At 37.4% G+C, this 13,555-nt stretch carries 13 protein-coding genes; 10 read left to right on the top strand and 3 right to left on the bottom strand.

What is annotated here, in order from left to right; translation table 11 throughout:
* The first annotated feature begins 2 nt into the window (after positions 1–2).
* Genes AC2IP4_RS21015 through AC2IP4_RS21000 form a run of 4 tightly spaced genes read left to right on the top strand, consistent with a single transcriptional unit; the run spans position 3 to position 3,047 of the window.
* Complete coding sequence (locus tag AC2IP4_RS21015; protein ID WP_486317234.1) at positions 3–1,184, top strand: DNA sulfur modification protein DndB; 1,182 nt, start codon at positions 3–5, stop codon at positions 1,182–1,184.
* A 16-nt stretch (positions 1,185–1,200) separates the two neighbouring features.
* Positions 1,201–1,806 carry a hypothetical protein gene (locus AC2IP4_RS21010; RefSeq protein WP_486317233.1) on the top strand — a complete coding sequence of 202 codons (606 nt, stop codon included), beginning with the start codon at positions 1,201–1,203 and terminating at the stop codon, positions 1,804–1,806.
* Positions 1,807–1,816: 10 nt separating this feature from the next.
* Positions 1,817–2,179 (top strand): hypothetical protein, encoded by a 363-nt coding sequence (locus tag AC2IP4_RS21005; RefSeq protein WP_486317232.1) that lies wholly within the window; start codon positions 1,817–1,819, stop codon positions 2,177–2,179.
* A complete protein-coding gene (locus tag AC2IP4_RS21000) occupies positions 2,163–3,047 on the top strand; it encodes a hypothetical protein (protein ID WP_486317231.1) in 885 nt (294 codons plus the stop codon). Before AC2IP4_RS21005 ends, AC2IP4_RS21000 begins: the two co-directional genes overlap by 17 nt.
* A gap of 207 nt (positions 3,048–3,254) precedes the next feature.
* Here AC2IP4_RS21000 and AC2IP4_RS20995 read toward each other — a convergent pair whose 3' ends face one another.
* Genes AC2IP4_RS20995 through AC2IP4_RS20985 form a run of 3 tightly spaced genes read right to left on the bottom strand, consistent with a single transcriptional unit; the run spans position 3,255 to position 6,401 of the window.
* Positions 3,255–3,995 carry a hypothetical protein gene (locus AC2IP4_RS20995; protein ID WP_486317230.1) on the bottom strand — a complete coding sequence of 247 codons (741 nt, stop codon included), beginning with the start codon at positions 3,993–3,995 and terminating at the stop codon, positions 3,255–3,257.
* Positions 3,995–5,050, bottom strand: coding sequence for a ParB N-terminal domain-containing protein (locus AC2IP4_RS20990; protein ID WP_486317229.1), 1,056 nt, complete (start codon positions 5,048–5,050; stop codon positions 3,995–3,997). Before AC2IP4_RS20990 ends, AC2IP4_RS20995 begins: the two co-directional genes overlap by 1 nt.
* A 10-nt stretch (positions 5,051–5,060) precedes the next feature.
* Positions 5,061–6,401, bottom strand: a complete 1,341-nt coding sequence (locus AC2IP4_RS20985) for a ParA family protein (protein WP_486317228.1) — start codon at positions 6,399–6,401, stop codon at positions 5,061–5,063.
* A gap of 261 nt (positions 6,402–6,662) precedes the next feature.
* Between AC2IP4_RS20985 and AC2IP4_RS20980 the strand changes: the two genes are divergently transcribed.
* The 6 genes from AC2IP4_RS20980 (at position 6,663) to AC2IP4_RS20955 (ending at position 13,541) form a co-directional block, all read left to right on the top strand.
* Positions 6,663–8,561, top strand: a complete 1,899-nt coding sequence (locus AC2IP4_RS20980) for a PD-(D/E)XK nuclease-like domain-containing protein (RefSeq protein ID WP_486317227.1) — start codon at positions 6,663–6,665, stop codon at positions 8,559–8,561.
* Positions 8,561–9,502 (top strand): hypothetical protein, encoded by a 942-nt coding sequence (locus AC2IP4_RS20975; RefSeq protein ID WP_486317226.1) that lies wholly within the window; start codon positions 8,561–8,563, stop codon positions 9,500–9,502. Before AC2IP4_RS20980 ends, AC2IP4_RS20975 begins: the two co-directional genes overlap by 1 nt.
* 111 nt (positions 9,503–9,613) lie before the next feature.
* Positions 9,614–11,203, top strand: coding sequence for a UvrD-helicase domain-containing protein (locus AC2IP4_RS20970; protein WP_486317225.1), 1,590 nt, complete (start codon positions 9,614–9,616; stop codon positions 11,201–11,203).
* A gap of 12 nt (positions 11,204–11,215) precedes the next feature.
* Positions 11,216–12,124: a hypothetical protein gene (locus tag AC2IP4_RS20965; RefSeq protein ID WP_192957825.1), complete on the top strand. Its 909-nt coding sequence runs from the start codon at positions 11,216–11,218 to the stop codon at positions 12,122–12,124.
* 2 nt (positions 12,125–12,126) lie between these two features.
* Entirely contained in the window at positions 12,127–12,636 is a 510-nt protein-coding gene (locus AC2IP4_RS20960) for a hypothetical protein (RefSeq protein WP_192957826.1), read from the top strand.
* Between the two features lie 20 nt (positions 12,637–12,656).
* Positions 12,657–13,541, top strand: a complete 885-nt coding sequence (locus AC2IP4_RS20955; protein ID WP_192957827.1) for a hypothetical protein — start codon at positions 12,657–12,659, stop codon at positions 13,539–13,541.
* Positions 13,542–13,555: the final 14 nt, after the last annotated feature.

Here is a 13,555-nt window from a genome sequence, read left to right as displayed (position 1 = left end):
CTATGGACACAGCACAACAGTTATCTTTTTCACAACACAAAATTGTCGCCAATGACGACTTAGCTTTTTTTGCTATACAAGGAAAGGAAGGCATTGGGACCACTTATCTAACTAAGCTTTCATATCAACAATGTTGTGACTTTCTACAAATTGAAAGCGAAGAGATTGAAGAGCTAGAACGCTTACAACGCAGTGCTGACTCAAGTCGAGTGAATGGCATTCGTGATTATTTAGTAAATAGAGATAACACGGTATTTCCATCGCTGTGCCTCATTGTTGGAGCTCCAGCAGAAGTAAAACAAATTGATGGTATGTCGAGCGCTAATGGGACAAGTCTAGTTAGTATAAACATACCAAAAGATAGTGACCGTCTGCTTATTGATGGCCAAGGTAGACGTAAAGGTATTGAACTTGCTCTGGCAATAAAATCTCATCTTAGTGGTCACCATATTGATGTGAAAATTGTGTTTATGCCAACGATACTTATTAAAGAAAGTGAGAAGTTAGTAAAACAGATCTTTACTGACTATCATTACGCCCTAAAAAAACCAACCCCATCCCAAAGTATCTATTTTGATTCAGAGCAAACCATTAATAACTTTGCCAAAGAGCTCATTAAAATCACTGACGCCCGAGGGGTTCCATTTTCTAAAGCCGTCGCTACCCAGCGCCTTAAGTGTGGACAGATTTACACATTAGCAAATGTGGTGGATTTCATTTGTATCTTTATGGGTGTAACCAAAACCGAAGTAAATAAAATTTTAAGTAACAACGAAAAATACGATTTCTACTTACTCCAGCTCTCTCGTTATATCGAGCTATTGTATCAACACTTACCTTTCGAGCAATTTCAGAACATGCAGCAAAAAGAGTGGAAACGCCACACTTCCGAGCATGTGGCATGCTGCGCCATCGGTTTGAAAGCCCTTGGTTATATTGGGAATTCATTACTTGAAGATGCAGCCTTTACAACAGACTCAGAACTGGCCGAGTTTAATGAAGACGCATTAAAGGGATTGTCGAAATTACCCCTCGATGAGCGTAACAATCCGCTTTGGGTTCGTAGTGAGATTTATCAATCTATCGAAGGGAAAATTAAAATCATAAAAAGCTCAGAGCGACGTCTTGCACGAGTGATCTGTTCAGAGCTTCGTATTCAACCAAGCAAAACAACCATCAGATAATTAAGAGGAAGGATCCATGAGTATTATCTTAGAAACGTTAGGGATAACCGCAACAGACATCAAACGTGTGGAGCAACAGCAACAAGAGCATGAAAAGGATATCTCAGCCCTAACGAAGAAGTGGTCAAGCTGGCTCAAGGAATATGAGCAACAAGCTAAAAACCAACGCATCACGATTATGCTAAGAAAGAACTTGCTAACCACTAGTACAAAAACAATATCAGCAACCCAAAAAGCGTTGAATAAAACAGTCGCATGGTCAAGCAGTCGATACAACGAAAATAAAAAAGCTGACGTTGTGAAATCTATTTTAAAAGATATCGCAGCAATAGACCCAGATACAATAAAGATTGGCCCACAATTCACGACAGGTTGTTTTAGTGAGGGGGCTCACTCGTATGGGGAAAATTCATTTAACGCTAAGTTTTCTAGTGAAAGCAGCTACCGATTATATTGCGTGTATGGCTCACCATACTTACTAATTGAAGGAATGGGTATTGTACTATTTGAGGGCTTTAACTACCCTCCTCATCCCTTTCTGTTCCCATACGATGCAGAAATAGAAACAAAGTATCAAGAGTACGAAAATGAAATGAGCCACCTGACATCATCCATTTTTTAAAGGTATCCCTATGATGCAAACATTATCGCTAAAAGAACACCGTTGCCCATATGCGATGTCAATAACAAGGCGAGCGATTGAACTGGCTATGAGTTCTGGATTTACAGGCCTTATTGAAATCGAAACCATTGAACACGCAATGGAAAACCATATACAACAGTTTATTAATTCATATGAGCTACCGATAAAAATCAATGAATGTTATAACGTACCGCTAACTAAGGATAAAATAGACCAATGGTGTGAAGAAGATGATGCCATTACCGAGGATTTCATTGGTCTTGATAAGATTCATGTCATTCAATTAGACATTAAAACAAATTCCATTTTTCAAAAAAATAAAGCCGAGACCCAAAATGAATATTCCGACTGATTATCAATTTTCATTTAATACCAATAATGCAGAAAAGAAAATTAAGAAAATGTTTGGTCCCTTCCCTTCGACCGCTCAGTACGCGATCAAACACAAAGAAGAAAAGCACACTTCTGAATCATGGGGGGAATGGACCCTAAAAAGCTTTCCAGACAATAAACATACTGGTTATTTTTCAACAAGCAGTGGGCTTGGTGTTGGTGTGGCATTGCTCAAGAATGGGATCCCTGTAATGTCTCAAACACCATTAGAATTAGAATCACATCTTGTAGCCCAGCACTCAGCAAAAGGCAGGGTGGTCGTAGCAGGTCTGGGGCTTGCCATGATCACGTTGAGTCTTTTAAAGAAAAAAGAGATCACAAGTCTAACGGTTCTAGAAATTGATAATGAAATAATCTCCATGTTTCCTTCCATTTTAACGGGGGAAAGCAACAAATTATGGACCGATAACATAAAGACAGGTCGATTAAAAATCATCCAGACCGATTGTAAATCACCTTTTAATGACGACGTACTAAAACAGATTGGTAAAGTGGATTATTTATGGGCGGATATTTGGAATGAATTGTGCTCAACGGAAGCACTCAGTATTACCCAAAACCTTTCTAATCAATTAAAACCTACTCAGTGCGATTTCTGGGGGGCGGAAATAGAGATAGCACTAAAGACACTCAAGCAAGGTAAGTATATGTGCTTAAAGACCTTTAAAGAGGTGGCTCATGGTTTTAAGTTACCATTAAGCATATTAAGTATGGACGGTAAAAAATTGAAGATGTATGCCGAGCTATCACTTGTCGCAGCAAAAAACACCTACCAACAAGAAAAATTAGCAAATACGAAAAAACAGCCATTCAACACTATTTTATAAGTTTTAAAAATAATACCTCCCAACAAATACTAGGAATTTTGTTGGGGGGTATTTTTTTCTATCACAACAAATATCAATTTACCTTTCGACTATCCGATCTCTTGTTCGTGGGCGTCGAAGGAAATGGCGCTTGAGGTAATTTTTTTAAAAAACGAGCAAGCGGAGAATTCACATCACTCGTCACTGGTCTTCGTTGATTTTCTGAACTCATAAATTAAGATCTTCACCCATTAATTCATAACTAATTGTTGATAATGCAGTTAACTGATTAAAATTGCGCTCTAACCAATGATGCTCTAAATACAATTCAATGCCACGGCATAACCCGTACTCTTCATCACTGCCACTATCATTCACAAAGGTTCGCTCAGAAAAGTCAGTGACTAACTCTTGCTCAATAGAGCTTAACGCACTAATTGAACGAGTATAAACCTCTCCCCACTGTTCTTGTTTTAATAATAGGTCGTAGTTCACAATAATTAATAAATTGGTTCTAAGGTAACGGTACATTTTCTGCCAGATATCACCATGAGCCTCAACCACTTCAAATGCTTTAGTGGTGGATTCAATGTAATACACGACGGCATGGGCAACTTCATGAGCAACCAAGCATGCTAGCAATTCGATATATGGGCGCTTAACTAAACATGGAACTTTATCTTCCATTAATTCAGATTCAGAGTAATCAAATCCTTCATTTGTATTCCCATTAGAGAAAAGACCACCAAGAGATAATTGAACATAAGGCTGGCCATTTTTAATCCCACCAGAACTGCACTCTAAACCATCCTTCCAAGTAACGTCTTTTTCGTAGTTCTCTGCAATATCATCAGGAACAAAAAATGGAGAGGCACTATCTATCGATAATCGAAATGCCAAAGCACACAGTGCTGAGCAATCCATTTCTGTTTGCTTACGAAAATGATCTGTTGGTTGATAATTATCCATTAAGACAAATACTCCTTCTCTAAAAGTTTGATTAACTCCTCAATATCCTTTTTGCTTGGTCGGGTGATCTTAGCGCTCAACGCTCCAGACTTTGACACAGTCAAAGAACCAGTTCGCTCCCCACTACCAAACGGAGTGTTAACTTTGAATTTATCTTCTTTTGGTTTTGCATCTTTAATGTCGTTAACTACCGACGTAAACGCATCTAAAAACACACTGTTACGCTGTAACGAATCATCAGAGCTAAAAGTTAATGAACCAACCATCACTTTCAATGCATCAAGCAATACTTTTTCATCTTTGATCTGAGAAAGTAATTTATCTAACTTGGTTAATGTCGTTCTACCAATATCAGGCGGTGATGGGAATAAATCAATAATTTCTCGATTAACCTGACAAGCTTTCAGGCCTGTACTAACTAAAGCAGCATTCACCTTAATTCGTTTTGAAAACTGAGCCTGACTTTCACCTTCTTTAATTTGGTCACGCCACATTAATCCACGTTCGTACAAAGAAGGTTCACGATATTCATTGGCTTCAGAACTTAGTTCAGAAATAAAACTTGAATCAAATCGTTGCTCAGAAACTAAAATTCGAAATGGCTTCTCAGCAAAGATACAACCCTTTCTACGACTAGAACCATCAATAACATAAATGATACCACCATCAAGATAACCGAGAGCTGGAGTGATCATCCCTCTGTTTCGAATAGAATCCGCTAACTTATGTAAAGAATAAGGCGTTAACCATTCTTGAATTCGACCATTCTCTGCCGCTACCTGAGTTCGAACCTCAATATCTTGAGGCTCAATTTCCATGTATCTAAAATGAATCTCTTCACCCTTATAGATAATGGATAAACTGGTCGTGCTATCTGACACGACTTTAGCTAACTCGGTATCAAGCGTTAACGGCTCCAGATCTTCCAAATTATCATGTTTAGACATTTCATCTAAATTTAGTGTCCGAGAATGCGCGACTCCGATTGAAGATGGAACTTGGGCTTTTTGAGAAAAGTTTGATACATCATCTTTATCACCAGTACGTCTAACCATTTTATATACCTTACAATTCGTCTAATATTTCTTGAACTTCTACACCAGCTTCATTACGTTGGTTACGCCAAGCCGCTTTCATGTCACGTTCGATACTTGCTGCAATTTCAATGACATTGCTTTGCGCATTTGATAGCGCTGACTTTGAACCAAACTGACTGCGGTTACTGTCTTTAATTTGCTTACTGTATTCTGACGGTGATAAATCAAATAGCGTTTTAAAATGGTCAGAGCATCGCTTCACGGCTTCTGAGTGCTTAAATTGAGGATATAGGTCATCAGATAAGAAGAACTTAATTTCATCAATAAATTGTTTTTCTGCTTTTGATGAGCTCTCTTTAGTATTCGATAAAACCAACCGAACAAAATCATAACCATGATGGCCATTATTAAACATAGTTCTATAGTAGCTAGGAAGTTGCTTTGTGTACTTAAAAGTACTGTCACGGTCATTCTGAGAGGCCATCAACGGGATAATACTGCTGGTCGCAACATACTGAGCTGCAAAAGCCGCTTCATTAAGTTGTGGTGGCGTATCAATCAAAATAACATCGAAGTCATCTTGAATCGCATTAATGATAGGAAGCAGTGCCTCATGTGATTTATAGCCACTGTCTTGCATCGAGCGAGATTTTGATAGGTAATCAAATTTCGTATCTGTTTCACGAGCTGGACACATCCATAAGTTAGGGATGTTCGTTTCTAAAAATGAATCACGACAAACCGAATCAAAAGTTTCCCCTTCATCCAATTCAAAATCGTTCTCTAGTAAATCACCAATACTTAGTGCCTCTTCATTTTGAGACTTAAAATAAGGCAACAATAAATCAGTTAATGACCCTTGAGGATCCAAGTCTATTACCGCTATGCGATAACTCGTGCGTAAACTGGTCGCTAATGCCGCTGCAATATTAACAACAAACGTTGTCTTACCTGCCCCACCCTTCAAGTTGTTAATCACAAAAATCTGAAGCTTTTCACACTCAAGACGCACTTTAGGATGAAACGTATTTGCGATAGCTTGAGCTATTTGATTACGCTCTAATTGAGATACACGCCAAACCGTTCGATTACCATCTTTGTATACGCCACCAATTTCATGCCGTGCCATCTGCTCAGCTAAATCACGAATATCACGACCATTAAAAAGATCGTCCAATATTTCCGATTTAGAGAATACACGCATGCGCTTGCCATTTGGACACATCAAAGGATCCTGAGCATCAACCTCAGAACTTGTCACAATCTGCTCTATACGTTTTTTCTCAAAAATAATCTTTTGAAACGACAGATTAACACTTTGTAATTTTTTATATGTATCGTTTGGAGACATCATTTTTACTGAAGTCATAAAAGTTCTTAACGGGTTACTCATGCTCGGACATCCTTTTAATGCACCATTCGTATAAAACAAGTGTAACACCACAAAATAACCGTAACAACAAAAATAGACGTAACAAACAAAAATAGAATTAATAAATATAAAACAATCACTTATATGGAAATATGCGATTAACATCAAAAACAGTGTTTAAATTTAAATCAAATTAACCTTGCTTGTTATTCAATTTGCGGCATATTGAATGTGTCAATTAAACAAATCGAGGTTATTATGATTAATCAAACTATTGCTAGCTCCTTACTTGATACCGATATTCCCATGAATGTTCTTATGGCTAATCCATCAGGCTTTATGGCAAAACTTAATGATGTTGATTATTTTGCAATTAATGCACATAGCAAGCATGGCATTGAACCAGCACTCAAAAGCGGTATTGATTACCATTACTACACAGCAGATAAAGATAAGAATGAAAAAGAAGCCAGTGACGCTATGAATGATGGTCGTCTTCTTCATCTGCTTACTCTAGAACGCGCTCAGTTTGAAAAGATGTATACCCTTCAAACTGATTTCGATAAGACTAATGAAGGTAATGCACTGTACTTTGAAAACACAGAAGCACTAAAAGCCTTTGTGGTCGCTCATAACAAAAAACATTCTGAATGGGCAGAAGCCGTTGAAAGCGCGGTTGTCACCTTTAATAAGGCGAGTAACAGCTCAACAAAAGAAGTCACCAATTACGCAAATTTGCCACTTGAGTACCAAACAGCCGAGGTATCAAAAAATCGCATTAAAACATTAATCGCGTCATATGAAGAATCGGTATTCACACTAATTGAAATGGGTCTATCCGATGAAGAATTAGAAGGGGTGGTAAAAAATGCGTATAGCAATATCACAGAAATGACGAATTGGGATACACCTGATTTTTCTAAAAAATGGGAGAAAGCCACAACCTCGCGATTAAAAGCACGAGAAATAAACCAGCTTATCAATATTAAGTTGGTAGCTTTTGAAGCCTTAAGTGATGACGATAAAATTAATACCATTCCTTTGTTCGTTAAAGAAGCCTCATTAAACAAAGGCTCTGTCACAAAGGCGCTTAAACACTATCAATCGCACCAAAAGAATCAAATCACGTTAATTGAAAAAAACTTAACGCCTAATGAAAAAGTAAACGCATTATTAGCTCAAGGTTGTAATGAAGAATTAAACGCCATTGAATATTACTATCGTGAAAAGTTAGTAAACGTGGGTAACAAGCACCCAGAAAAAGGTACTTGGGACGCCAGAGATGTGCTTGAGTTAATTAGCTCATGTTACGACTCCCCTGCTCTATTTAAACCGACTCTTGTTGAATCTGAGCGAGCACAAGCAGAGCGTGATAATAAACAACTAATCACACCTGAAATTCTTGACCATGCAAACAAGATCGTAAATGCCATTTATGAATGCCCTGAAGCAAAAAAATGGCTACAGCTTGAAGGCAACGAATTTGAAGTTGGCATGTTTTGGAATGATGAGAAAACAGGAGACTTATGCAAAGGTAAGGTTGATGTATTAAATCGTCTTTATAACATTATGATGGATTTGAAATTTGTACGTACCGTTGATTACGACCGTTTGGACCGTGATAGTGGTGCATTGAATTATCACTTCCAAGATGCCATGTACCGCACAGGCTTCGACCTCATTGAAGCAAAAGAGCATGAGAACGATAAAGACGAAGAGCACAAGCTTAATAAATTCATTTTTATTGTTGTAGAAAAAGATGCACCAAAATTAGGCGCAGCAACAACAAAACCTATTCGTGTTCGTGTGGTGGAATACACCGACCCTTGCGATATAGAGCGAGCTAAAGAGCTAATCGATTGTGCAATTTGGCGCATTAATAAATGGGCAACGCTTGGTTATTACGAAGGCTTTAACGGTCTTGATTCAATCCAAATTCCTGTCTATCAACGTAAACAAGAAAACAATTTATTAGATTTAATTAATGCTGAAAAACAAGGTTGGGACGAAATTCAACAACAAAAAGCAAACGAACAAACAGCCGAAGCAACTAAAGAACAAAGCACGGGTACTGAACAAGAAGAACCATGCGTATCAGCACCAATTTATGACTTACCTGAAATTGGCGGCCTATGGGGTCTGCAAGGAGCACGATAATGAACAATACATCTTGGAAAGACAAAGATTATTTAGACCAAATTGAACGCTTTGCAAAATTGCTTTCTAAGTCTAAAGCTATTCACATTACATTTAGAAATGATGTAGAAACATGCCTTATGCTTTGCTTGATGGCCGATGGTTGGAGTATTCACCCTCACATTGTTGCTGCTAATAGTTTTTACGATAACTTTGGGCGCTTGAGTCATACAGGTAAATTATTGAAGTTGATCTTAAATGAAAGTCCTCTTGTTGAGAAAGTAGATGTTTCATATGAAGGTGATTGGGCCGCAATTAGCAACAAGTTTAAAATGGTTGATAACGTCGCAGTACCCTCGTGGGAGCCATCTATTGAGGTGACTTTATCATGCACCATTACAGTAAAACTAACGAATGGTGAAACACACATTGAGCGTACCACTCTTGGTGATCTTGATTCGAACTTTAGAAATTTAAATCAAGCATGGGCAATGAGAACGTACAATCAAATTTATAATCATACACTTCGTCAAATTACAAATGGCAAGCTAAGTCATATTATTTTAGACATGGATTCAACTGAAGCTTTCGAAGAACAAACAGCCGCAGAAAAACTTGCTAGTGACAATTCAATTGTAATTAGAGCGAGCAAAGAAGAAAGCAACATGGATGATAGCGTTAGCCCTGAAGTAGAGCAAAATATCGAAGTTGAAACTGATGCTGAGATTTCAACGCCTGTTAACTCTGACGCATTTATTCTCTTACAAAAAGAGCAAGTAGCACTATTAAGCGTTATCAACACTAATGATGTTCAACAAAGTGACGTTCAAGCACAAATAGCTCAATGGGTTAGCAATGTTCAAAAAGAACAAGCCGCATTAAGTGATTCAGAACAAATGGAATTATCAAACCTTTACGATTCATTGGTTAAAAAATTCAAAGCACAAGCAATAGCAGCATAGCGTTTACGGGGTAAACGTGTAAAAAGCTCACCACCGTTTACGGGGTAAATGTGTAAAAACACGATGACCGTTTACGGGGTAAACGTGTAAAAAAATAGGCAGGGATATATCATGTACAGCAATTATAATTTTAAAGGTTTATCGCTAAGTGAGGAGCAATCTAATTGCTTAGAGCTCTTTAGTAACATGGATTATAATGAAACACTTGGCATTCAAGCAGGGGCAGGGGCAAGTAAAACATTTACCTCAACTGCAATTGCTTCGTTAGTTATGCCAAATTGTCGTGGTTTATATCTAGCTTACAACTCGGCCATTGTTGAAGAAGTAAGAAAACAATTCCCTCGCTATGTGGATGTAACAACCACTCATGGGATTGCATATAAGTATGTAGGCAAGCACTATAAAGATAGATTGGTTGGTCGCTTAACAATTAAGGTTTATTTAAAAGTAGCTAAGCCTGTAAACGCTCAAGGCCTTATTACCCCACAAGCTTTTGCAGCCTCGGTAATGAAAACGATTAATACTTATTGTTTATCTCAGGATATGAGTATTTCAGAAAAACACGTAATCTTACCAAAATCAAATGATCGTAAAGAAGACGCTACCGCCTTTCTTTCTGAAAAGGTGTCTATTGCAGCTAACGAGCTTTGGAAAGAACTGATTAACCCAAATGGAACGCTACCTATTACTCATGACGTCTATTTAAAATTATTCGTTTTGAAAATGGCACAGAACAAACTAAGTCTACCTTATGAATATGTCATGCTAGATGAAGCTCAAGATACCGCCCCTATTGCACAGCAGCTTATGCACCTATTATTGAATAGTAAGAAAGTAGCCGTCGGTGATAAGTTTCAATCTATCTATGAATGGCGTGGGGCTGATAATGCGATGGCTCATCTGAACTTTTCTAAAGAAGGGCAATTAACGACGTGTTACCGCTTTGGTCAATCCATTGCTGATTTAGCAAATAATGTACTTAATCATCACTTAAATGCAGGCGTAGCATTTAAAGGTAACCCAAACAAAGAAAGCCACATTATTACAGAAACAATACATAGCAAAGCTACGCCTAATAGACTTGTGCTATGCCGAACCAATGCAATGCTTTTCTCTGAAATGATGAAATCATTAAAACGAGGCGAGAAGCCATACTTACTAAAAGATCCAAATGCCCTATTCACCACCTTGAAAGGGATTGAGCAATTAAAAGCTGGACGCACTCCAACAGAAAGTGCAGAGCTAACTAACTTTAGTTCTTGGGCAGAATTAAAAGAACACGCAAACAGTCAAATTGGAAGTGATTACTTACCACTAATTAAAGCAATTGATGAATATGGTATTTCATCATTAACAAAATCTGTAGAATCAGTAACTAATCAAGTAAAAGGGCAAGCAGATATAGTATTATCAACCGCTCATGCCAGTAAGGGGGCGGAAGCCAATCATGTAGTGCTAGCATCCGATTTTGACTATTACATGAATGGCAGTGACGTAGAAGACAGTGAGGTTAACTTACTCTATGTTGCTCTGACGCGAGCAAAAGAAACACTTGATATAGCACAATGTAGCGCTTTAAAACGTCTAATGACAAATAAGGCACAACCAAAAATAGTTAATAACATTAACGCTGAACAAGTCATGCCACAGACGACAAAACGTAATCCAGCATTAGAACGATTAAATTTATTATTAAGTTAGGGAACACATTTTATGAGCCAAGACAAAAATCAAAAATTATGGCCATTAACGTACACATTAGATAGCCAACAAAAAATCGAACATAACGGTGAACACCTAACGTTAGCGCAACTGTACTTAAAAGTAATCACAGAGCTCAGTAACACGAAAGAACACAATAAATATACGCTTGGTATTGATGATGAAATGATCCACGAATTATGGCGATTACCAGCTCTTCCAAGATTAACGTCCGATAATAAGATCACTTATTTAATGGCTAACTGCATTGATTACTCTTTCCCTGTTTTATTGGAAATACTAAAAAATGTAATTTTATTAGAAAGTGAAAGTGAACAACGTAAAGCAATCGTCGAGGCCATTGACGCAAATCTGTCATGGCCATTAAAGAAAAAATCTAAAATAAAAAAAGATGATGTCGAGCAAAGTACTATTGGTGACATATTATTTAAAGTCTTTAACCAAGGTCTCGAACAACTTGAACGTGAAAATCTAAAAGAGTGGCCATCATTCTCAAAATATAATCTCATTGATAGTTTGAGAAAAAAGAAACTTTTTTATATTGATGAAAACAAAGGTAGCTTAGAACTTACAATTAACGTGGGAGCAGATAGGCAACAACTAACAAGAATGATGTTGCAAGAAAACCCAACCGTTGAAATAAAAGAGAAGAAATCAAAACATATTGCTCTTGGTTCGTTAAAAGACAAGATCCTATTTATTGATGTTGCATGGACCTTAATAGAGCTTATTGAATCAAACGAAGCGTTATGTCTGCATTATTATGAAATGCCACTAGTAGAATTAGTGCAAGTGAATAAAAATGATAATAGCGACGAACACTCAACGCTTATTGAAAAAAGAAATCAGATGCGAGCAAAGTTACAGGCCGCATTTAATTACGACATGTTAGAGAGTTAATTATGTCTACCTTTGGAGAAATAACGGAGCTATACACAAAAACGGCTGTTTTGCAGCTACAACGAGTACCAATTACTAAAGGGGATGTGGTCACCCATAATCTCCAAGTAACAATAGCGCCATTACTCTCATACGATAACAATAATTCCAAAAAAGCAGACTTTGCCCAAAAGGTGGTAATGCAACTTTCTGAAGCTGGAATATCTAATCTTGCGATTGGCTTACTTGGATTTAAAAAAGCTGTCAGCATCGAAGGGTCAAGACATGGTGATAGTGCTAAAGTTCTTTATTTAAATGTGAATGAGAATGCAACTACCAATATTAATATAAGTAGCTCATCAAAAGGGCAGGGTAGCAATTCAAGACAAACGCAAAGTATCACCTTTCAAAATACTGAGCGTTATCCTCTGGTAAGAATTGCCGTTTCGCAACTAGCAAAAAATAACTTAGACCATGAACAATCATATGCAGATACATTGAACCTTTTAAAAGCTTGTATTATGCGCCCATAGAGATAAAGGAGATAAAAGTGATGACTAAATTAATTAAAGCGACATCCCTTACAATTGTGTTTTCATTGCTTTTATCTTATTTCTTTTATGATGAAATAAATTCACTACTAACCTATACATATACTGAAGAAATAACATTAGCCCATTCTGAAACCGTCTCGATTGGTATTCTGGATATCTTAAGTACGTATCTATCTAATGGTGTTTTTTATTCAACATTTGCATTCCTAACATCGCTTAATTCTTGGTTGCCTATGTTGCTTGGTGGGGTGGCAGTTACGACGTTCGCCCTATCTCGAAAACATAAAGAGTCTCTAACAAACACAACAAAATTATGGATTGTAGTTATTGCAACTTACGCGATGACTCAAATTATCACTCATAATTTTGATTTGAATTACTTAGCATACCAATGGGGCTTTACTGTATCGAACGGGGCAAGTGTTCCAACGAGCCCTTACTCTCTAACAACAACAGGGAGCATGATTGAATATCATTATTGGTTATCGATTAAAACCTTCTTTCAGGATTTTAAGTGGGGAGCTCTAGAAATAATTATTGGTGGGTTAGTGATCCTTTGGGCTACCATCAAAGCTTCTAGCCTTGCCTATGACGCAACAAAAAACCAAACCACATTGATAGATTTGTTACTTGTACCACTGGCCGCATTGTTGTCTCTATTTGCGGTTCTATTTTTACCATACCGTTTAAGTGGCTCTAGCGACGATGAAAATAACATTCAAGAGAAGCAGCTCAATGATTTATTTCTACGTATTGGTTTTTCAGAAAAACGTGCGCATAAATTAACTCATAAAATGACGGGTAGTGACTCCATGATATCGACCCTTAAGGATAATCAAGCGTCACTCATTCATACTATTATGAAAATCGTTAAATCAAAGTAAGCTGATTGAAAGTG

This window comes from Aliivibrio thorii (genome assembly GCF_057368585.1).
The sequence above is the reverse complement of the archived record's forward strand: the minus strand, read 5'-3'. Positions and strand labels throughout refer to the sequence as shown.

Excerpts from the sequence above, each read along its gene's own strand:
- AC2IP4_RS20965 (WP_192957825.1), top strand. The coding sequence starts at position 11,216 with ATGAGCCAAGACAAAAATCAAAAATTATGGCCATTAACGTACACATTA.
- AC2IP4_RS20980 (WP_486317227.1), top strand. The coding sequence starts at position 6,663 with ATGATTAATCAAACTATTGCTAGCTCCTTACTTGATACCGATATTCCC.
- AC2IP4_RS20985 (WP_486317228.1), bottom strand. The coding sequence starts at position 6,401 with ATGACTTCAGTAAAAATGATGTCTCCAAACGATACATATAAAAAATTA.
- AC2IP4_RS20960 (WP_192957826.1), top strand. The coding sequence starts at position 12,127 with ATGTCTACCTTTGGAGAAATAACGGAGCTATACACAAAAACGGCTGTT.
- AC2IP4_RS21005 (WP_486317232.1), top strand. The coding sequence starts at position 1,817 with ATGATGCAAACATTATCGCTAAAAGAACACCGTTGCCCATATGCGATG.
- AC2IP4_RS20955 (WP_192957827.1), top strand. The coding sequence starts at position 12,657 with ATGACTAAATTAATTAAAGCGACATCCCTTACAATTGTGTTTTCATTG.
- AC2IP4_RS21010 (WP_486317233.1), top strand. The coding sequence starts at position 1,201 with ATGAGTATTATCTTAGAAACGTTAGGGATAACCGCAACAGACATCAAA.
- AC2IP4_RS20975 (WP_486317226.1), top strand. The coding sequence starts at position 8,561 with ATGAACAATACATCTTGGAAAGACAAAGATTATTTAGACCAAATTGAA.
- AC2IP4_RS20990 (WP_486317229.1), bottom strand. The coding sequence starts at position 5,050 with ATGGTTAGACGTACTGGTGATAAAGATGATGTATCAAACTTTTCTCAA.
- AC2IP4_RS21000 (WP_486317231.1), top strand. The coding sequence starts at position 2,163 with ATGAATATTCCGACTGATTATCAATTTTCATTTAATACCAATAATGCA.
- AC2IP4_RS20995 (WP_486317230.1), bottom strand. The coding sequence starts at position 3,995 with ATGGATAATTATCAACCAACAGATCATTTTCGTAAGCAAACAGAAATG.
- AC2IP4_RS20970 (WP_486317225.1), top strand. The coding sequence starts at position 9,614 with ATGTACAGCAATTATAATTTTAAAGGTTTATCGCTAAGTGAGGAGCAA.
- AC2IP4_RS21015 (WP_486317234.1), top strand. The coding sequence starts at position 3 with ATGGACACAGCACAACAGTTATCTTTTTCACAACACAAAATTGTCGCC.